Annotated in this window: 19 protein-coding genes; 4 read left to right on the top strand and 15 right to left on the bottom strand. The window is 65.1% G+C overall.

The genetic code is table 11. The features are described from left to right. Window positions 1-2: 2 nt before the first annotated feature. From WFP44_RS07970 to WFP44_RS07930, 9 genes are all read right to left on the bottom strand, one after another. Window positions 3-1,829 carry a DEAD/DEAH box helicase gene (locus WFP44_RS07970; protein ID WP_336925914.1) on the bottom strand — a complete coding sequence of 609 codons (1,827 nt, stop codon included), beginning with the start codon at window positions 1,827-1,829 and terminating at the stop codon, window positions 3-5. A gap of 129 nt (window positions 1,830-1,958) precedes the next feature. After that, window positions 1,959-3,512, bottom strand: a complete 1,554-nt coding sequence (mdlC, locus tag WFP44_RS07965) for a benzoylformate decarboxylase (RefSeq protein WP_336925913.1) — start codon at window positions 3,510-3,512, stop codon at window positions 1,959-1,961. A gap of 3 nt (window positions 3,513-3,515) precedes the next feature. Next, complete coding sequence (locus tag WFP44_RS07960) at window positions 3,516-5,159, bottom strand: MFS transporter (protein ID WP_336925912.1); 1,644 nt, start codon at window positions 5,157-5,159, stop codon at window positions 3,516-3,518. A 1-nt stretch (window position 5,160) separates the two neighbouring features. Further along, window positions 5,161-6,018, bottom strand: a complete 858-nt coding sequence (locus WFP44_RS07955) for an SDR family oxidoreductase (RefSeq protein ID WP_336925911.1) — start codon at window positions 6,016-6,018, stop codon at window positions 5,161-5,163. 49 nt (window positions 6,019-6,067) lie between these two features. Beyond that, window positions 6,068-7,129 (bottom strand): amidohydrolase family protein, encoded by a 1,062-nt coding sequence (locus WFP44_RS07950; RefSeq protein WP_336925910.1) that lies wholly within the window; start codon window positions 7,127-7,129, stop codon window positions 6,068-6,070. Window positions 7,130-7,187: 58 nt separating this feature from the next. Then, a complete protein-coding gene (locus WFP44_RS07945) occupies window positions 7,188-7,595 on the bottom strand; it encodes a GxxExxY protein (RefSeq protein WP_377922722.1) in 408 nt (135 codons plus the stop codon). 31 nt (window positions 7,596-7,626) lie between these two features. Beyond that, window positions 7,627-9,186: an FAD-binding oxidoreductase gene (locus tag WFP44_RS07940; RefSeq protein ID WP_336925908.1), complete on the bottom strand. Its 1,560-nt coding sequence runs from the start codon at window positions 9,184-9,186 to the stop codon at window positions 7,627-7,629. A gap of 60 nt (window positions 9,187-9,246) precedes the next feature. After that, complete coding sequence (locus WFP44_RS07935; protein ID WP_336925907.1) at window positions 9,247-10,677, bottom strand: NAD-dependent succinate-semialdehyde dehydrogenase; 1,431 nt, start codon at window positions 10,675-10,677, stop codon at window positions 9,247-9,249. Between the two features lie 4 nt (window positions 10,678-10,681). Then, window positions 10,682-11,452 carry a nuclear transport factor 2 family protein gene (locus WFP44_RS07930; protein WP_336925906.1) on the bottom strand — a complete coding sequence of 257 codons (771 nt, stop codon included), beginning with the start codon at window positions 11,450-11,452 and terminating at the stop codon, window positions 10,682-10,684. 128 nt (window positions 11,453-11,580) lie between these two features. On the opposite strand from WFP44_RS07930, the gene WFP44_RS07925 reads away from it, so the two are divergent. The 4 genes from WFP44_RS07925 to msrB all read left to right on the top strand — a co-directional run bounded on the left by WFP44_RS07925 (window position 11,581) and on the right by msrB (window position 13,720). Beyond that, complete coding sequence (locus WFP44_RS07925) at window positions 11,581-12,108, top strand: nuclear transport factor 2 family protein (protein ID WP_336925905.1); 528 nt, start codon at window positions 11,581-11,583, stop codon at window positions 12,106-12,108. A gap of 37 nt (window positions 12,109-12,145) precedes the next feature. Next, window positions 12,146-12,514, top strand: a complete 369-nt coding sequence (locus WFP44_RS07920; protein WP_336925904.1) for a hypothetical protein — start codon at window positions 12,146-12,148, stop codon at window positions 12,512-12,514. A gap of 57 nt (window positions 12,515-12,571) precedes the next feature. Then, window positions 12,572-13,243, top strand: coding sequence for a glutathione S-transferase family protein (locus WFP44_RS07915; RefSeq protein ID WP_336925902.1), 672 nt, complete (start codon window positions 12,572-12,574; stop codon window positions 13,241-13,243). 69 nt (window positions 13,244-13,312) lie between these two features. After that, window positions 13,313-13,720, top strand: coding sequence for a peptide-methionine (R)-S-oxide reductase MsrB (gene msrB / locus WFP44_RS07910; protein WP_336925900.1), 408 nt, complete (start codon window positions 13,313-13,315; stop codon window positions 13,718-13,720). A gap of 1 nt (window position 13,721) precedes the next feature. Here msrB and WFP44_RS07905 read toward each other — a convergent pair whose 3' ends face one another. The 6 genes from WFP44_RS07905 to WFP44_RS07880 all read right to left on the bottom strand — a co-directional run bounded on the left by WFP44_RS07905 (window position 13,722) and on the right by WFP44_RS07880 (window position 20,332). Continuing rightward, window positions 13,722-14,570, bottom strand: coding sequence for a CheR family methyltransferase (locus WFP44_RS07905; protein WP_336925899.1), 849 nt, complete (start codon window positions 14,568-14,570; stop codon window positions 13,722-13,724). Further along, entirely contained in the window at window positions 14,567-15,685 is a 1,119-nt protein-coding gene (gene cheB / locus WFP44_RS07900) for a chemotaxis-specific protein-glutamate methyltransferase CheB (protein ID WP_336925898.1), read from the bottom strand. The genes WFP44_RS07905 and cheB overlap by 4 nt, the downstream gene beginning before the upstream one ends. A gap of 9 nt (window positions 15,686-15,694) precedes the next feature. Beyond that, on the bottom strand, window positions 15,695-16,060 hold the full coding sequence (locus WFP44_RS07895; protein WP_336917885.1) for a response regulator: 366 nt from the start codon (window positions 16,058-16,060) through the stop codon (window positions 15,695-15,697). A gap of 50 nt (window positions 16,061-16,110) precedes the next feature. Next, window positions 16,111-16,593 carry a chemotaxis protein CheW gene (locus WFP44_RS07890; protein WP_336925897.1) on the bottom strand — a complete coding sequence of 161 codons (483 nt, stop codon included), beginning with the start codon at window positions 16,591-16,593 and terminating at the stop codon, window positions 16,111-16,113. Then, window positions 16,590-18,977: a chemotaxis protein CheA gene (locus tag WFP44_RS07885; protein WP_336925895.1), complete on the bottom strand. Its 2,388-nt coding sequence runs from the start codon at window positions 18,975-18,977 to the stop codon at window positions 16,590-16,592. Before WFP44_RS07885 ends, WFP44_RS07890 begins: the two co-directional genes overlap by 4 nt. A gap of 71 nt (window positions 18,978-19,048) precedes the next feature. Further along, the gene (locus WFP44_RS07880) at window positions 19,049-20,332 is read right to left on the bottom strand and encodes a methyl-accepting chemotaxis protein (protein WP_336925893.1); all 1,284 of its coding nucleotides are present in this window, start codon (window positions 20,330-20,332) and stop codon (window positions 19,049-19,051) included. Window positions 20,333-20,385 lie beyond the last annotated feature (53 nt).

Here is a 20,385-nt window from a genome sequence, read left to right as displayed (position 1 = left end):
ACCTAGCTGCGCGGAGCTTTCGAGAAGGGCTTCTTGCCGCCCTTCTTGAATGGGGCAGTCCCGCCCGGTGCTTTGCCGGGGAAGGGTCTGCCTCCCGGCCCCTTGCGGTGCGGCTTGGCTGCCACGCGTGGGCCGGAACGGTATTCGCCACGCCCGGCTTCATCGTTCCCTTCACGGCCACCATGGCGCCGGTTTTGCCGCGCCATGTCGCGCGGGCCAGTGGCGCTGCGTTCGATAAGCAGCGATTCCTCGCCCGCCTCGCGCTCCTGCTCGCCCGTGCGGCGTGCGGCGTCGGCAAACTTGTCGGCAATCGCACGCGGGATCTGCACGAAACTTTCCTGCGGGCCGATGCGGATCGCGCCGATTTCGTTGCGCGAGACATGGCCGCGGCGGCACAGCACCGGCAGGATCCATTTGGGATCGGCGCCATTGCTGCGGCCGATGTCGAGGCGGAACCAGATCGTGTCCTCGAAACCGGGGCGATGGCGTTCGGCCTGCATCGCGCGCTGCGCTTCGGGCGTGTTGGCGCTGAGCTCCTCGGGCTGCGGCATGGCAGCGCGGTGCGCATGGACGAGCAGCGCGGCGATTTCCTCGGCGCTTTTGTGTTCGAGCAATTGCCGGCCCAACTTGCGGTCTTCCTCCTCCAGTTCCACCGGAGCAAGCAGCTTTTCCAGCAGGCGGCTGTGGTCGGCAGCGCGGATCATCTGCGCAGTGGGTGCTTCCACCCATTCGGCGTTGATCTTCGCCCCGCGCAGCATCGATTCCACGCGGCGGCGGCGCGGATAGGGGACGATCAGCACCGCGGTGCCCTTCTTGCCTGCGCGGCCCGTGCGGCCCGAACGGTGTTGCAGCGCCTCGGCATCGCGCGGGATTTCGACATGGATCACGAGGCTGACGCCGGGCAGGTCGATCCCGCGCGCGGCCACATCGGTTGCCACGCACACGCGCGCCCGCTTGTCGCGCAGCGCCTGCATCGCGGTGTTGCGTTCAGACTGCGAATGTTCGCCCGACAGCGCCACCACGGCAAAGCCGCGTTCCTGCAAAATGGCCGAGAGGTGCCGCACCTTCTCGCGCGTGGCGCAGAACAGGATGGCGGTTTCCGCTTCGTGATAGCGCAGCAGATTGACCACCGCATTCTCGGTTTCGGGCGGGGCAACGGTGATCGCCTGATAGGTGATGTCGCCATGCCCGCGATCCTGCCCAACGGTGGAGATGCGCAAGGCATCGCGCTGATACCGCGTTGCCAGCGCCACGATCGGGCGCGGCAGCGTGGCAGAGAACAGCAGCGTGCGGCGGCCCTCTGGCGCGGCGTCGAGGATAGCTTCGAGCTCTTCGCGAAAGCCCATGTCGAGCATTTCGTCCGCTTCATCCAGAACGGCGGCGCGCAGGCCGGTAAGATTGAGTGCGCCGCGTTCCAGATGGTCGCGCAGGCGGCCGGGCGTGCCGACCACGATCTGCGCGCCGCCCGCCAGATTGCGGCGTTCCTTGCTCGCATCCATGCCGCCAACACAGGTGGCAATGCGCGCACCCGCGCCCTGATACAGCCAGCCCAGTTCGCGCGCGACCTGCAATGCCAGTTCGCGCGTGGGGGCGATCACCAGCGCCAGCGGGCCCGAATTGCGCGGCACCATCCCATCGGCATCAAGCAGGTTTTCGGCCAGCGCCAGGCCAAAGGCGACCGTCTTGCCTGAACCCGTCTGTGCGGAAACGAGGAGGTCGCGGCCCGCCGCTTCAGGTTGCACGACGGCGGATTGGACTTCGGTAAGATCGGCATAGCCGCGCGCGGCAAGCGCCGTGGCAAGCGGCGCGGGCAGATGGTCAAAAGACATAAGGGGGGTAGACTTTCCGGGGGTAACCAAGTGAGGCTGACTAACCCGAATCCCGTGATGCGGAGCCGCCTTGTTCGCTGCCCCTACACGCAAAATGCGCGTTTGGCTAATCGCCGGACCGTTTTCCCATCAGGCGATACGGATATCGAGCAGACTTGGCCCTTCCTGCGCGAAGCTCCATTCGAGCGCGGCGTCGAGTTCGGCCACGCTGGACACTGTGCGCGAAGGCACGCCTTGCGCCTGCGCCAACCCGGCAAAATCCAGCCCCGCCAGATCGCAGCCGGGCACGTGGTTCATGCCGAATTCGCCCGAAAAGCCGGTCAGCGCGGCATAGGCCGAATTGTTGAGGATGCAGAAGCTGGCATTGGCCTGTTCCTGAAAGGCACTGAAAAGGCCCTGAATGGTATACATGGCGCTGCCATCGCCCAGCAAGGCGATCACCTTGTCTTGCTGTCCCATCGCCACGCCAATCGCGGCGGGCAACGAATAGCCGAGGCCGCCGCTGGCGCAGGTGTAGAAGCCGCCCTTGCGCCGGATCGGCAAGGTGTCGTGTTCCGGCCCGCGCGCGGTGGGAGCCTCCTCCACGATGACCGCGTTTTCCGGGCGCAGCGCGGCAATGCGTTTGAGGACATAGGCGGCTTTCATTTCGGGCGCAGGGTCGATTAGGCGGTGGCTGCTGCCGGTAAAGGGGCGCGCGGGCAGCAGATCGGCAAGCTGGCGCAGCCCCGCGGCCGGATTGCCCAGCACGCCGAAACTGCCCGCCGCGCCGCCGGGCAGGTTGGACAGATGCGCGGGGTCTTCGGAAAGCGCCGCCAGCGCCGCGCCTTCGGGCCAATGCGGGCCGTGGCCTTCCACGTGGTAGGTAAACACCGGCGCACCGACCACCAGCAGCGCGTCATACGGGGCAAGGGCAGCGTTGATCTTGTCACGCCAGGCGGCAAGGAAGCCGGCGAATTGCGGATGGTCTTCGGGGAAAGTCTCGCGCGCGGCATAGGGCGCGGCCCAGACCGGCAGGCCCGCCTTTTCCGCCAGCGCGATGCCTGCATCCCAGCCATCGGGATTGTTGGCAAGCCCGGTGCCGATAATGAGCGCAGGGTTCTGCGCGCCTTCCAGCATGGCGGCAATGCGCTGCAATCCGGCAGGATCAGGCAGGGTGCCAAGCGACAGATCGGGCAGCAGCGGCAGGGCGCATTCGCGTTCCCAATCGTCCACCGGGATCGAGACGAAAACCGGCCCCATCGGCGGGGTCAAGGCAATCGCAAAGGCGCGCGCCAGCGCCAGCGGCACATCGGCGGCCCGCGCGGGTTCGATGGAGAACTTGACGAAAGGCCGGGGAAATTCGCTCGGCCTCTCTGCGCCCAGAAACGGATCGTGCGGCAGGATGCTGCGCGCCTGCTGGCCCGCCGTCACCACGATCGGCGTGTTGTTCCGATAAGCGGTGAACAGATTGCCCAGGCTGTGCCCGGTGCCCGCGCTGGAATGCAGATTGACCAGCGACGGCTTGCCGGTGGCGCGGGCATAGCCATCGGCCATGCCCATCACCACCGCTTCGTTGAGGCCCATGACATAGGGGAAGGGCAGTCCCTTCAGCATCGGCAATTCGGTGCTTCCGGGATTGCCGAACAGCCGGTCTACCCCGTAATGGGCAAAGACGGCGAAGGAAGCTTCACGCACATTTGCCATGGCCTACACCGCCTCCCCACCAGCGCGCGCACGGTCCAGTATGCTCGCCTCGTCCCGGCGGTAGCGCGCCAGCACGATCAGCAGCGCCAGCACCAGGAAAGGCACCACTGCGTTGATCGAGATGATCGCCTGGCTCAGCACCCCTCCGTTCTGGTCCGCCACGATCCCCACGGCATAGGGGCCGATGCCAAGGCCCAGCAGCGTCTGGATGATCATGTAGGTGGAGAAGGTGATCCCGCGCATCCGCGGCAGCACCAGCCCCAGCATCAGCGCATAGGCGGGCGGCAGCCACAGCGTCAGGATCAGGCTGTAGACGCTGAAACGCAGGTAGAAATCGGTCACTGTCTCCGCGCTGTAGGCCCAGATGCCGAAGAAGGGCGAAATGCCAAGGCTGAGCAGCATCAGCCACACCATGCCCTTGCCGCCCATCCGCGCGTTGAGGAAATCGGCCAGCGGCCCCGCCACCAGCGGCCCCATTATGCCCAGCGCTGCCGCCAGCAGGCCGAACTGCACGCCCGCCTGCGCCGGCGTCAGCCCGAACTGCGTGATCAGCATGGTGGGGGTAAAGGCCATCACGCCGTAATTGATCGCGGTCTGCAATCCGCCCGCAATCATCAGCAGGATCAGCGAGGGCGAGAGGATCACGTTATAGGCGGGCTTATCGGTCAGCTTGAAACTCTGGAACAGGTTCAGCACCACGAAAGCGCCGAACGCCGCCACGCCCCATTGCATCCAATGCGGGTCAATCTCTGCGCCCCAGATTTGCAGGGCGGGGCGCGGCGAGAAGCCCTGTGCCAGATGCACCAGCAGCGTGGCCACACCCACGATGATGGCAAGGCCCGCCAGGTTGATCGCCCACTGCCGCGCGCCCGCATTGCGGTGCCAGAGATAGAACCAGTTGGTGCCCGGCACCACGGCGCCCAGCACATTGGCGCTGGCCTTGAACGGGGCGGGGTCTTTGGGCGCGATGATCCCGTCCATCCCGCCGCGCACCGGCTCCTTCAGGCGGTAGATGAGATATGCGAGCGGAAAGCCGGGAAGCGCCGAGACGAGGAAGGCAAACTGCCAGCCCGAAAAGCCGAAGGACGGCGCGCCTGCCTCCACCCTGAGGTTCCACCACTGGCTGACCATGCCGCCCACCGCCATCGACAGGCCAAGCCCGATGGCAAGGCCAATGCCCAGCCCCGCCATGCCCACGCCGCGGCGGCTTTTGGGCAGCGCGTCGAAAATGATCGAATTGGCGGCGGGCTGGGTTGCCCCTTCGCCAATCCCCACGCCAAGGCGGCTGATCGCCAGCAGGGCAAAGCCCGTGGCAAAGGCGGATAGTCCGGCAAAGAACGACCAGCCCGCAAGGCATATCGCCAGCAGCTTGGTACGGATCCAGCCATCCACCAGCCGCCCCAAAGGCAGCGAGAACAGTGCGTAGAACAGCGCGAACACCGTGCCGTACAGCAGGCCGATTTCAGCATTGCCGATGCCCAGATCCTCGCGGATGTCATTCGCCAGGATCGACAGGATCTGCCGGTCGAGCAGGCTCATCGCCTGGGCTGCGGAAACCAGCGTCAGCGCATACCAGCCATAGGGGCTGATCTTGCTGCTGGCTTTTTCGGGGGCAGGGGCCTGCTGCGGCGCGGCTTCCGTGGTCATCTTACTTGCCCAGCGCCTTTGCAATTGTCGCCGCAATCGGCGTGGTCGGGCGGCCGGTCAGGCGACTCAAGGTGCGGCTGTTGTTTTCCAGCGCGCCCAAAGATGTCGCAAAGGCCGAATTGGCGATGACCGGGGCATAGGCCTCCGGGATGCCCACGGCGAGCAGCGAAGCGGCGTAATCGGCCTCGCTCATATTCTCATACCGCACGGGCTTGCCGGAAATGCGGCTTACCTCGGCGGCGAAATCGGCCATCGTCCAGCTGTCATCGCCCGCCAGATCGTAAATGTCGCCGCCTTTGCCGGTGGTCAGGATCACGGCAAGGCCCGCCGCCAGATCGGCGCGGGCAGCGGACGAAATGCGCCCCTCGCCTTGCGCACCGGTAATCAGGCCGAACTCCACCTGCGCGGGCAGCGCGCCGACATAGTTCTCGTTATACCAGCCCATGCGCGCCAGATCATAGGGCAGGCCGCTGGCGGCAAGGCTTTCCTCGGTCGCCTTGTGTTCCGCGCCAAGCCGGATCGGCGTTGCGGGGGCATTCAGGATCGAGGTGTAGAGGATATAAGACACGCCCGCTGCCTTGGCCGCGTCGATAATGGCGGCGTGCTGGCGCGGGCGCTGGCCCAGGGCGCTGCCCGAAATCAGCAGCAGCCGGTCAACGCCGGCAAGCAGGCCCGCCAGCTCCTCCGGCTTGTCGTAATCCATGGCGCGCACGGTGACGCCCTTGGCCGCGTAATCCGCCAGCTTCGCCACATCACGGCCATAGGCCACGATGGAGCCTGCATCCACCTTGGTGAGCAGCTCGTCGAGAACGAACTTGCCCAGCTGGCCGCTGGCCCCTGTTACGCCGAAAGTCGTCATATCCTATCCTCTCCCCAGGATGTGTGTGCGCGCGAAAATGCGCGAACAGTTACAGCTTGAACAGCGTTTCCGCATTGGTCTGGAAGAATTTGCGCTTTTGCGCGTCGCTCATGTCCATGTTGTCGAGCAGGCGCACTTCGTCGGGCACATATTGGTAGGGGTAATCCATCGCATACATCACGCGGTCCTCGCCCATCACATCCATCATCAGGCGGATGCTGGCGGGGCTGGGCAGGCCGCTGGTGGTGCCCCACAGATTGTTGCGCAAATAGTAATGCAGCGGATGCCTGAGCGGCTTGAGGCGCTCGTAACGCTGGCTGCGCACGCCTGCGTTGAACATATAATTCAGCCGGTCGATCCAGAAGGGCAGCCCTTCGCAGCCATGGCCCAGCGCCAGTTGCAGGCCGGGATAACGGTCGAACACGCCCGTCGTGAGCAGGCGCATGGCGTGGTAGCTGGTTTCCATCGCAAAGCCGAACACCGCGCCTTCAAGGCCTGCTTCCACCATGCCGCCGATCATGTTGTCGGGCGGGCCTTGCGGGTGGATATAGAGCGGGATGTCCATATCCGCGCAGGCGCGCAGGATGGGGTCGAACTGCTCCTCGTCCAGATAGTGGCCGTGGGTGTGGCTGTTCACCTGCACCCCGGCAAAGCCCAGCTCCTCCTTGCCGCGCCGCAGCTCCTCGGCCGACCATTCGGGGTCTTGCGGGCAGATCGCGGTCATCCCCACGAACCGGTCGGGATAGGCCTCGCACGCGGCCTTCAGGTGATCGTTCGCGCGGCGGGCAATGCCTTTGGCCTCGTCCAGATCGAACAGCGATTGCACGCCGGGGCTGGTCAGCGCCAGCACCGTCTTGTCGATGCCCGCATCGTCCATCGCCGCGATGCGAAGCGGCCCCAGATCAAGCAGGCGTTCGCGGATGAAGGTGGTGCGTTCCGACGGGCTGGTGCCGTAAAAGCCCCACAGCGACACGGTGCCCTTGTCCGCGCGGCCTTCCTTCACCAGACGCAGGATCGCGTCCATCTGTTCGGCAGTGGCAAAGGCTTCTTCGGTGGCAATGCGCAGATAGCCGCGGTCGCCGCCGGTTTTCAGTTCATGGGTCATTTTCATCGTCATTCTCTTTTTCGGTTCTCGCAGAGGGCGCAGGGAATGCAGGGATCGCGGAGGGCTATTCTGGCCGATAGTCGTTGACTATCCGGCGAATCCCCTCCTTCATTGTGGCGCCCGAAAAATTGAGAAGCAGCCCCAGGGGCTGCCTGAACAGGCGAAGATAGGTCAGCATCTGGCGCGTATGCGCCTTTGACAATTGCTCCACCGCCTTGATTTCAAGGATCAGGCGATCCTCCACCAGTATGTCTATTCGGAATGCCACATCAAAATGCCGCCCGTCGAGTGTCAGAGGAACCGGCACCTGCCGCGCCACTTTCAGCCCCGCATCTTCCAGTCGGCCAGCAAGCACCACTTCATAGACCGATTCCAACAGGCCCGGCCCAAGATCACGGTGGATGGCAATCGCCGTTGCCACGACGATTCCGCTGATTTCGTCAATCGATTTCATCACTGCGGTCTCTGCCATCATTGCGATCCCTGCGCGAACCCGGTCACACTCACCCCCGCATCCGGGCAGGCCAGATGCCCTGCTTGCCGGGGGAAAGGATGCCGGCGGGATCGAGGCAGTCCTTGATCCTTTCCGCCAGGCGGCGCTGCGCATTGTCGTTGAAATCGTAAAGCGCGGCGACTTCGTCCATGAAGTCCACATGGCTGCGGTATTCGCCGTAACCCAGCTTCGCCGCGGGTTCGAGCATCGCCTTGGTCGCGGCATAGGCGCCGCGCGTCTGCTCCTCGTTGCGGGTGTCGAACACGATCAGCGCCACATGGATCATGCTGCGCCGGCCCACGATGATCGCGGCGGAATAATCGAGGCTGCGTTCGCGCAGCACGCCGGCGGTCAGGTCGCGGATTGCGCAGCCATCCTTGCCTGCAATCGGCATGGCGCAGGAAAAGCCGATATGGCCGCCATCCTCCCCGCCATACCAGCGGGTCATGCGGTCGAGCGCCATTGACGGGATGCCTGCCTGCACACGGTGATGCGGATTATCAAATTCGGGCAAATTATGGCCGTCAAACTCCTCGAACACCACCGATGCGCCGGGAATTGTGGCAAAGGCGGCTTCGATCTTGGCGCGGTTGTGGCGCACCACGGGCGCATCGCCCTGCACCGCAAAGCGCATCACCCAGCGGCCAAAGCCGGGGGCGGCGGCGATCCTGTCCACTACCTCGTCCGGGATCGCGTCGGTGCCGGTATACCAGTCCTCGCGCCCCCAGAAGGCGGAAGCCGCGCACACCGCGTTGATGATCATCGGCTGGTTGGAAATCGTGCCGTCGATCATCAGCGGGCGCAGCACCTCCAGGAAGGTGCCGAAATGCTCCTCGTTATCAAGCATGAACCAGCCCGGCGCATAGACTTCCGGCGCAGGCATCAGCGCGACGCCCATCTTGGTGACCACGCCGAAATTGGACTGGGTGAATATGCCGTCCCAGCTTGGCCCCGCGCTGTGCGGATAGACCAGCCAGTTGTGCGGATTGCTCATCCCGCCCATGCCGGTGCGCACGATGTCGCCATTGGCCAGCACCACTTCCATGCCACAGTGGTTGGCAAAATGGTCGCCTATCGGGGTATAGCCCACGCCATGTTCCAGCGCGTTTCCGATGACAGAGCCGCCCCCCAGATCGGGCACGCTCATCCACAATGTGCTGCCGATGGCGCGCAAGTGATCGTAAAGGTCGAAGAAGCGCACGCCCGGCTCGACCAGCGCCATGCAATTGGCTTCGTCCACTTCCAGCACGCGGTTCATCCGGCGCAGGCTCATGGTGAAGCTGCCCGATAGGCGCGGCGCGCCCCCGCCATAGCCCTTGTTGCGGCCCTGGCTGCTGGTCCACACGGGGGTGCCGTGCTCGGTCGCGATGCGCAGGATCGCCTGCACTTCCTCCACGCTGCCCGGCATCAGCACCGCGCCGGGGCGATACCAGTCACCCGGCGGGGCGAAGGGATCGCCGTGATCGGCCATGCGTTCTTCATCCAGCAGCACGTGGTCGGCCCCGATCGCGGCCTGCATGGCGGCGATGGCGGCATCACGGCTGCCCGGCGGCATTGCGTGCTGGTCCATGGCGTTCTCTCCCCGATTGCGGCTCTGGAGGCTTTTGCCTCTCTGGCCGGATAAGCTGCCTCAGCCCTCGTGGACGGCTTTCAGCACCATGCAGGCGGTGACGCCTTCCGGCCCGTCCTCGCTGCCATGGCCCGACCATTTGACCCCGCCAAAGGGCGCGTCGGCCCCGCCGATCATGTGGCTGTTGATGCCGATCATCCCTGCCTCGATCTGCGCGGCAAGGCGACGCTGGCGCTGGACATCGGATGTCCAGGCATAGGCAGCAAGACCATAGGGCAGGCGGTTGGCTTCCGCGATCATCGCCTCTTCGCCCTTGAACGGGTTGATGATGGCGACCGGGCCGAACGGCTCTTCGTGCATGATGTCGGCATCCAGCGGCACTTCGGACAACACCGACGGCGCATAGAAGAAGCCCTGATTGCCAATGCGCTCCCCGCCGGTGCCCAGCTTTGCGCCCTTGGCCACCGCATCGCCGATCAGCCGGTCCATCGCTTCGGGGCGGCGCGGATTGGCCATTGGCCCCATCGTGGTGGCGGGATCAAGCCCGTTGCCCACCACTTGCGCCTTTGCGCCCGCAATGAACCCATCGCGGAAGCGTTCGAACACGCTTTCTTCCACGATGAAGCGCGTGGGGGACACGCACACCTGCCCGCAATTGCGGTATTTGCCGCCCACGGCAGTCGCCAGCGCCTTGTCCACATCGGAATCGCTGAACACCAGCACCGGGCCGTGCCCGCCCAGTTCCATCGTGGTGCGTTGCATATTCTCGGTCGCCAGCCGCGCGAGATGCTTGCCCACCACGGTGGAGCCGGTGAAGGACAGCTTGCGGATGATCGGGCTGCCCAGCAAATGGCGGCTCACCTCGTCCGGCACGCCGAACACCGCCTGCGCCACTTGCGGCGGCAGGCCTGCATCGAGCAGGCATTGCAGCACGCCCAGCGCCGAAGCGGGCGTTTCCTCCGCGCTTTTCAGAATGACCGAACAGCCCGCCGCCACCGGCGCGCCCAGCTTGCGCCCCGGATTGCCCAGCGGGAAGTTCCACGGCGCAAAGGCCGCAACCGGCCCCACAGGTTCCCACCGCACCGTGCTGCGCATCCCTTCGGGCCGCACAAGTTCGCGGCCATAGAGGCGGAAGACTTCGCCGGCATAGAAGTTGAACAGGCCGACATTCATCATCACTTCGATGCGGGCCTCGGCAAAGGGCTTGCCTTCCTCCATCGTGGCGATGCGCGCCAGGTCATCGGCGCGTTCCAGCATCAGCCGCGCCGCGCCCTGCAGCACAGCGCTGCGCTCCTGCGGGGTGCTCTTGCGCCAGATGGCGAAGCCTTCCGCCGCCACGTCCAGCGCCCGGTCGAGATCGGCGGCATCAGCCAGTGGCAATTCGCCCAGCACTTCCCCCGTGGCGGGGTTGACCACGGCGTGGGTGCGGCGCGATCCGCCCGCCACCTTTTGGCCGTTGATGATCATGTGGAGCGACGGGTAAGCAGTCATCGGATCAGCCCTTTGCCTTGAGTGCCGCGCGCTCTGCCGCGCGCACCCGGTCGCGCTCCAGATCACCTTCCCAGCGCTCGGCCACCATTTCCTCGCCCGTGATCGGGTGCTTCATGTGGAACGGCAGCAGCTTGTGCGTGGGCCAGAGGAAGAAATCGTCATAGAGCTCGTCCGGGCCGGCGGGATCTTCGGGATAAAGCTTGGTGATGAAGGGCACATATTGATCGTCGGTATAGGCCCAGCCCTTGTCAAAATCGGCGTGCCAATGCGGGAAGTAATTGAGCAGCTTGATCCGCCATTTGCCATCCTCGCCCTTGGTATAGACGTTTTCGTAGATGCCGCCTTCCCACCACTGGCGCACGCCCAGGCCCTTTTCGGGATGGGTATAGTCCTTGTGGCGCCCGGCCTGCATGGTGCTGCGGCCGCGCAGGCGGGCGGTCTTGCCATCAGGGTCGATGTCGATGATCGTCTGGATCTGCGGGTGATCGAGCAGGAAGCCGTCAACCGGCCCGTTATTGTTGTGGGTGAACCGCTTGCGGAAGCGTTCGATATACAGGCGCTTCACGCCTGCCTTGCCCTTGAACACACCGCCGAAGAAGCGCACTTCGCAGTCGTCGGCAAACAGGTCAACCACCTGATCGTACATACATTTGTCGATCAGATAGCCGTAGAGATATTGCAGCTTCTTCACGTCCAGCTCATCCTCGCGGATGGTCAGGCGGCGCTCCATCTCGGCCAGCTTGGCTTCCAGCGCGGCGATACGATCTTGCGACATATACGAGTCTCTCTCCCAATTCGTATGTTGTGCTTACGATTGCGCAGGCGCCGCGTGCAAGTCAACGCTCTTGCGGGCCGGCCTTTCGCAATCCTAAGGTGCGGGCGGAGAGAGGAGCCTTGCCACCCATGAAATACGCAGCTGACTATGCCCGCGACCGTGCCGAGATCGAGGATCTGCTGGCCCGCTACCTGATGGCGATGGATTACAACGATTTCGATACCTATGCCGATACCTTCACCGAAGACGGCACGTTGGAATTTGCCCGCGGGGCGGTAACGGGGCGCGAGAATATTCGCGCTGCGGCCAAGGGTTTCAAGGAAGCGGTGGCGGGCATTTACTGCGATGTGGACGGCAATCCGGCGATCCTGCGCCATGTGCTGTGCCAATCGGTGATCCGGGTGGAAGGCGACCGGGCGTGGCATACCGGTTTCTGGTTCGAATGCGCCAATGATGGCCCGCGCACGCCCGATGGCAAGCGGTTCACCCCGACGCTGGGCACATTCGGCATTTACGAGGACGAACTGGTGCGCGTGGAGGGGGAATGGAAGTTTTCCTATCGCAATATCCGCAACGAATTCCTGGCCGGCCGGGAAAGCGGGCCCGACAATCCGGTGCTGGCGATGGATGCCAAAGCGGGAAAAACGGCCGCGTGAAGGCCGCGTTCAGGATCGGGCTGGCAAGGGGGCGGGCATGAAGACCATTCTTGCCAGTCTGGCACTGATCGCCCTGCCGCTTGCCGCCACGGCGCAGCCTGCCCCCGTATCTGCGCAGGCGCTCGATCTCGACCATCGGCTGCTCCTGCGTTGTTCGGCCACCTTTGCGCTGGTCGCCAACCGGCAGGCGGCGGGCGAGGCATGGGCGCTGGCTTTCCCTGCCATGGCGGAACGCGGGCGCGAATTCTTCGTGGCTGCCAGCGCGCAGGTGCTGGACGAGGCAGGGATCACAACGGAGCAACTGGGCCAATTGTTCCAGAGCGAGGCGCAATCACTGGTCACGCATGACCAGATTGCCGCGATGATGCCTGTCTGCCTGCCGATATTGGAGCAATCGGGATTGTAGTTCGCCCCTGTAGTTCGCCATTGTAGTTCTTTGGCGCTTGGCGCTAAGCCAACCGGGATGTGGAAGCTGTATCATTTTGCCCTGTGCCCCTTTTCCCGCAAGACGCGCCTGGCGCTGGCGGAAAAAGGCGTCCCTTTCGATCTGGAGCGGGTCTATCCGTGGGACGGGGATGACACCTTTTATCAGTTGAACCCCGCCGGCCGTGTGCCGGTGCTGCACGATCCGGCGCGCGGCGCGCCGCTGATCGACAGTCAGGCGATCTGCGAATATCTGGAGGAGACTGAGGATCGCAACCCGCTGATCCTTGGCAATGCGGCGCAGCGCGCGGAAATCCGCCGTCTTGTCGCGCTGTTTGATCAGAACTTCTTTGCCGATGTCACCCATCCCCTGCTGCACGAAAAGCTGAAGAAGCGGCTGGTGCTGCGCCTCACCCCCGATTCCGGCGTATTGCGCAGCGCGATGAAGCTGGCGCACGATCACCTCGAATATATCGACTGGCTGGTGGGCAATCGCCGCTGGCTGGCGGGTGCGCAATTGAGCCTTGCCGATTTCGCCGCTGCCGCGCAGATATCGGTGGCCGATTACCTCGGCGGAATTGACTGGAGCGGGCACGAGGAATCGCATGGCTGGTACCGGGTGATGAAAAGCCGCCCCAGCTTTCGCCCGCTGCTCCAGGAAAAGATGGAAGGCATCCCGCCGCCGCGCGATTATGCCGATGTAAACAGCTGAAAGGGGCCTCCTGTCCCTTCCATTGTCCGGCCGGTTACCCATATGGATGGATAGGCTGAGGAGAAGAATATGCCCGACAAGCTGAACCTGTCCGAAAGCGAATGGCGCGAACGCCTCAGCCCTGAACAATATATGATCCTTCGCCAGAAAGGCACCGAGCGGGCCTTCACCGGCAAGTATGAGAAGAACAAGCAGGCCGGGCTTTATACCTGTGCGGGCTGCGGCCTGCCGCTGTTCGCCAGCGATGCGAAATATGACAGCGGATCGGGCTGGCCCAGTTTCACCGCTCCGGCCGCGCCCGATGCGGTGGAAGAGCACCGCGATGTCAGCCACGGCATGATCCGCACCGAAGTGGTATGCGCGCGCTGCGAAGGGCATCTGGGCCATGTGTTCCCGGATGGGCCGGGGCCGGATGGCCTGCGCTATTGCATCAATTCGGCCAGCCTCGATTTCAGGCCGGAAGGCGAAGGCGCGTAAGCTATCGCATTGCCGGGGCCGCAGCGGGGCGGTTGACCAGCGAATACAGGCCAAAGGCATCGTCCCGCGCGGCCAGATAGCCACAGTGATTGCCTGCCGTCTCGCCCCCGCCCAGCAGCAGCAGGCCATGCGGCTTCAGCGCAGCGGACAGCCGCTCGAACGCGGCGGTGCGGCGGGCGGCGTCAAAATAGAGCAGCACATTGCGGCACAGGATCAGGTCGAACTGGCCCGGCTTGGGCGCCGTGTCGAGCAGGTTGTGCGTGGCAAAGCGCACCATGCGCGACAGGTCAGGCCGCACTTTCCAGCCGCCCGGCGCCTCGTCGAAATGGCGCAGCATCTGCGCCACGCCAAGACCGCGCTGCACCTCGAACTGCGAATAGATGCCGGCCCGTGCGGCGCGAATGGCCTTCGCCGAGACATCCGTTGCCATGATCTCGATCCGCCAGCCTTTCCATTGCTGCGGCTGATCGGCGAAGATCATCGCCAGGGAAAGCGCTTCCTGCCCGGTAGAGCATCCCGCTGACCAGATCGCCAGCTTGCGGCGCTCGCCCACCTTGCGCGCCAGATCCGGCAGGACCGTCTGGCGCAGCGTGTCGAATACGCCGATGTCGCGGAAGAAATAGGTTTCGTTGTTGAGCAGCGCGTCGACCATGGCGCCCACGAAGGCCTCGCTTCCCGGCCCCGTCATGGCGGCGACAAGCTGGCTTCCGGTGGAGATGTCATGTTCGCGGAACAGCGGCATCAGCACCGTGGCGACGCGCCAGCTGCGATCTTCGGTAATGGTTTGCCCGGTATGCGCTTCCAGCACGCGCGAAATCAGGCCGATGGTCATGTCGTCGAGGAAGGTCATCCCGCCAATTGCCCCGCCTTTGCGCTGTCGGCAAAAAGCGGCCGGATACGCCGCGCCAGTTCGGCCGGGGGAAGGATTGCGCTGGCGAGGCCCGCCCCGGCAATCGATCCGGGCATCCCCCAGACAGCCGAGCTCGCTTCGTCCTGCACCAGCACGCTGCCGCCCGCTGCCACCAGGCTTTGCGCGCCTTCGGTGCCGTCACGGCCCATGCCCGTCAGCACCACAGCCAGCGCCTTGCCTCCCGTGGCCTGCGCCAGCGAGGCGAGCATCGGATCGACCGAGGGCATACAGCCAGTGCCTGTGCTGGCCTTTGTCAGCCGCGCTACCAGCTCCTCGCCGCGCGCCGCCACTTCCAGATGCGCAGTGCCCGGCGCGATCAGCACCTCGTCCGCCGCCAGCAGCATGCCATTTTCCGCCAGCCGGGCAGGGCGGCCCGAAAAGCGCGCGATCTGTCCCACGAAAGCGGGCAGGAAAGAGGCCGGCAGATGCTGTGTCACCAATATGGGCATACCGATGCGCGGCGGCAGGCTTTCGAAGAACTGGCGCAGCGCCAGAATCCCCCCTGTCGAGGCGCCGATCGCCAGCACGCGCGCGGGCCGCAGCGCGGCTCGGACAGCCATTCGCGGCGGCGGCGCGGTGCGCTGCGTCCGGCGCGGGCAGAGCGCACGGATGCGATCGACCAGCATCGCGCGGTATTCGCTGTCATAGCGGCCCGGTTCGGGCTTGGGCAAAGTGTCTGCCGCGCCCAGCGCCAGCGCGGCCAGCGTATGTTCGCCCCCTTCCACCGTCAGCGACGAGACGACCAGCACCCGCGCCTTGGGCGCCAACGCCATCATTTTCGGCAGCGCGTCCAGCCCGCCCATGCCCGGCATCTGCAGATCGAGCAGGATCACATCGACCCCGGTGATGCGCAGCATTTCCAGCGCTTCTTCCGCTGTGGAGGCCTGCCCGGCCAGCGCAAAATCGCTCTCTGCCGCGATCAGGCGGGCATAGACCGCGCGCGCGACCAGGGAATCGTCCACCACCAGCACACGCACAGGCGCGGCTTCCCGCGCATCAGTCGCGTGTCCGCCTGCCGTTCCCGGCGCCGTCAAGGGATCCGTCGCGTGATCCATTCCCGGCTCTTACAGCGCGCCAACCAGATGAAACTTGATCTGCAAGGTATCGTGATCGAAGGGCTTCATCACATATTCGTCGGCCCCGGCCTTCATCGCCTGGCGGATATGCTCCACATCGTTTTCGGTGGTGCAGAACACCACCTTGGGCTTGTCCCCGCCGGGGCTGCGGCGCAGGTGCACGATGAATTCGATGCCGCTCATCACCGGCATATTCCAGTCGAGCAGGATCACGTCGGGCATTTGCCCGGCGCACAGATCGAGCGCCTCGCGCCCGTTCTCCGCCTCGCTCACCTCAAGGCCGAGTGTTTCGACAATGTGCCGCGAGACTTTGCGGATGACCCGCGAATCATCGACGATAAGACACTTCTTCATGGCACCCACTTTCATTATATTTCAGCGTTTTGTCGCGTTCGTTTAGTCCCTTACTGCGCGGCCGCATGGTTAGGCGCGGGGGCCAGGCCCCTAGCCGATCTGGAGGTGGGGGCAGCCTCTATGGAGTCCAGAACCGCCGTCGGATCGGCCAGAAGCAGCATTTCACCGCCCAGGCTAACCATGCCCAGCGCCGCCTGTTCCCAGCCGCCATGCCGCCCCGCAGGCAGCGGTTCGGCCTCGCTCTCGATCCAGACCACGTCCTCCACATCCTCCACACTCAAGGCGTAGAGGAAACCGTTCTGGTTCACGACCAGCGCCTTGACTGGCGGGATGGGCTCCTCCGCCTGTCCCAGCGCAACCGCACAATCGATCACGGTCAGCGGGCGGCTGCGCAGGGCGGAAAGGCCGGCTACACAGGGCGGGGTGCCGGGCACGGGCGTCACCGCTTCCACATCGATCACCGAATGGATCTGCGCCGTGCGGAAAGCCACGCGCCGCCCGGCCACCGTTGCCACAAGATAAAGCTGCGTCATCGGCCCTGCTCCATGCGCACCGAAAGCAGCGCCGCGCGCAGGGCGTCGGCATCGTTGCGGTAAATGCTATCCTCGCCGTCCTGCTCCGCCTCGCGTCCGCTGCGCAGGCGGATGACGCGCCGCGACTGCGCGGCAAGTTCGGCCGGCGCATCGTCAAGCACGATGGCGATATCGGCTTCGCCCGCGGCAGCTACATCCCCGTCCGCCACCACGCGGTATCCGGCCGCCTCGACCAAGGGTTGCAGCACATCGCGTGCCCAGCCGCCATCACCAGCCCCGACCAGATGGCACACTGGCTTGCGACCCCGGCTCACACCGCCAAAGGCAGTGGCGAACAGGAGCGGGCAATCAAGCACTTCCACCGGTGCATCGTCAATCAGGGCAAGGGCGGCGGCCTCCTCGCCCGCGCCATTCGGCCGCAGATCGGCATCAATCGCGGTGGTGTCGATCATCTGCGCAAAGGCGTAGGCAAGTTGCCGGTCCGAACCGCTCAGCAGCATGATGTTGAGCCGTTCGGGCAGATCCGCGCCGGGAATCAGGCCCGTCAGCGGCAGGATGGTGTCCTGAAAGGCGATCTGCGCGCGGGCCCCAGCCACGCGGACAGCCTGCGCCGGAATCCGTTCGATCCGATCGACATTGCGCATGGGAATGACGCGGCGCTGCCCGTCCATGCCCACGAAAAGCAAGGCGGGCACGCGTTCGCGCGCGGCGCGCTCGATGTTCTGGTCGATTGCCTGCGGATTAACGCGATGTTCGACTTCGCGGATCAGCCCGGCCTTGCGCGTCAGGCCCGACACATCGAGCATGAGCACCGGGCTGCCGTCATCCATCAGCGTGTTGCCCACGTAAAATCCGCTGGCCATGATGACCGGCGAGAGCGGCTTTACCACCAGTTCCTCGTGATCGAACACCTGGTCCACTTCGAACCCGATCAGGTCGCCGCCGACAAGGCGGATGACCACGAGCGCGCCGGGACGGGCAGGATTGGCCACGCCGAGCACTTCGCCCAGCAAGGCGCAGGGGACCTGCACGCCGCGCACATCGATCAGCCGCGCGCCGCCCACCGCCGATTGCCGCTGCGCCTGCCCGGTCAGCCGCACCACTTCCTCGACATAGCTGCGCGGGATGGCGTATTTCTGCCCGCCAACGCCCACTGTCAGGGCAGGCACGATGCTGAGTGTCAGCGGCACGTTGAGCAGGATGCGCGTGCCGGCCCCTGCTGTGCTGTCGATCGAAAGCGAGCCGCCGATCTGTTCGAGATTGGCGCGCACCACATCCATGCCAACGCCCCGACCCGATACCGATGTCACTTCGCTCCGCGTGGAAAAGCCCGGCTGGCAGACCAGCAGATTGCGTTCGCGCGCGGACATTTTCGCGCCTTCTTCGGGGGTGACAAGGCCGTTGGCGATGGCGCGGGCGAGCGCGGCATCCGAATCCACGCCCCGCCCGTCATCAATCACCGCGATGCGGATTTCATTGCCGGTCTGGCGGGCGGAAATGCGCAGCACGCCGATCTCGCGCTTGCCGGCGGCACGGCGTTCCTCCGGCGTTTCGATGCCGTGGTCGATGGCGTTGCGGATGACATGAACCAGCGGGTCGCGGATCAGCTCGATCAGTTCGCGGTCCAGCTCCACATCGCCATTTTCCAGTTCGACCAGCACTTGCTTGCCCAATTCGGCAGACAGGTCGCGCACCAGCCGGGGATAGGCGTTGAACAGCACGTCGATCGATTGCATCCGTGTGCGGGTGATCGCGTCGCGCACCTCGTCCAGCGCCGCGCCCAGCCTGCCAAAGGCGGATTCCAGCCCGCTCTGCCCGCCCAATTGCTGGAGCCGCTTGCCCAGTTCGTTGCGGGCCAGCACCATGTCGGACACGCCGCCCATGATCTGGTCGATCAGATCCACCGGCAGGCGCACCGTGCGGCGGCGCGCGGCATTTGCCGGATGGGCGGCCTTTCCGGCAGGCGCGATCGGCGCGTTGGCGGCGGGGGCGGGCCCGTCTTCGTGGATGTCTGCGGCATCGCCTTTCAGCCGCGCGATCAGGTCTTTGCCCGCATCGGCGGCAATCGCCTCGTTCTGGTCCAGCGCTTCGATCATGTCGGCGATCTGGTCGATCACCGCCAGCACCAGATCGACCAGCGCGGTATCGGGCTGGCGGCGGCCGGCACGCACATCGGCCAGCACGTCCTCTGCGGCATGGCTTAACGCTTCGAGTTGAGGGAAATCGAAGAAGCCGCAATTGCCCTTGATCGTGTGGAAGAAGCGGAAGATGGCGTCCATGCGGGCGCGGTCGGCGGGGTTCTGTTCCCACGCCACGATCTCGCCCGCCAGCGCGGCCAGCATATCCTGCGCCTCGGCAATGAAATCGGCCAGCAGATCATCCATTTCGTGCCGCTCCCTCACCCGCCCTTATGGCAAATAACGCGTTAACAAGCAGTTAGGCCGCAAAATCGCAGTCAGGCGGCGGCCCGGATGCGCCCCAGGAAGCTGTGCACCTGCTCGCGCAAATGGCGTGCCTGCCGCTCCAGTTCGCTGGAGGAGCTGAGCACCTGCGCGGCGGCCTCGCCCGTGTTTTGCGAGATGTCGCGCACGTGCTGGAGATTGCCGGTCACCGCTTCGGTGCTGCGTGCGGCCATGTCGATGCTGCGCGCCAGATCCTGCCCTGCGACCGATTGCTGATCCACCGCCGCAGCGATCGAGATCGAGGTCTCCTCCAGTTCGCGGATCTGCTCCATGATTGCGTGCAGCGCCTTGACGCTGGCGCCGGTGGAATCCTCCATCGCGCGGATCTGGCTCGCCACTTCCTCGGTGAAGCGGCCCGTCTGGCTGGCCAGTTCCTTGACCTCTGCGGCAACCACGGCAAAGCCGCGCCCGGCTTCGCCCCCGCGCGCGGCCTCGATACTGGCGTTGAGCGCGAGCAGATTGGTGCGCCGCGCGATGGTGGAGATCATCTCGACGATCTGGCTCACTTGGGCAGCGCTGCTGGTCAATTGTGAAATGGTGGCGTCCGCGCGCGCGGCGGTTTCGGTGGCACGCCGCGCAAGTTGTGCGGAATTGCCGGCCTGCCGGCTGATCTCGCCAATCGACATGGCAAATTCGTCGCTGGCCGCGGCTGCCGCCGTCACCCCTGCGGAGGCATCGGACAGCCCGCTGGCCAGCGTGTGAATCTGGGTGGAGGTCAGATCGGCCGTATGCGCCATGGAACTGGCGGTCTGCTGCAATTGCGAGGTGGCTGCGGCCACGCCGCCCACCACATCGCCCACCGATTGTTCGAACCGCTCGGCCAGTTCGTTGAACAGCCGCTCACGCTCTTGCCGGTTCTGTTCGCGCTGCGCGTGCAATGCGTCCAGCCCGGCGGCCAGTGCGGCGATTTCGGCCTGTTCGCGTTCGTGCTGCGCACGCAGATCCGCGATTTCACGATTGGCCGCCTGAAGCGCGTCGTCCTTGTCCTGCAAGGCGGAGCGCATTTCGGCAGTGGCTTGCGCAATCTCCGCGCGCAGGATGCCAAGTCCGCGCAGGCCCATCAGAACCGCAGCAGCGCCGCCAAGCAAGGCAAGGCCTGCCACCGCAGTGCGGGCCGCGCCGCCCGCTTCGCCGCCCAGTGCCAGCGCGGCCAGCACCAGCGCGGCCAGTGCCGCGCCCAGGCCAAGCCCCGCTGCCAGCAGCGCGCGCAGCCGGTCTTCGGGCTGCCGTTCGGGCGCATTGCCCGCCATCCTGCTGAAAATTCCCTCTGCTGCCATTGCTGCGCCTGCCTGTGTCATCGTTCAGCCCCGCCCTGTGCCATTTTGCCTGA

Origin of the sequence: Alteraurantiacibacter palmitatis (genome assembly GCF_037154115.1) — a bacterium.
Lineage (GTDB): Bacteria > Pseudomonadota > Alphaproteobacteria > Sphingomonadales > Sphingomonadaceae > Alteraurantiacibacter > Alteraurantiacibacter palmitatis.
This window is presented reverse-complemented; position numbering and strand designations above follow the sequence as displayed.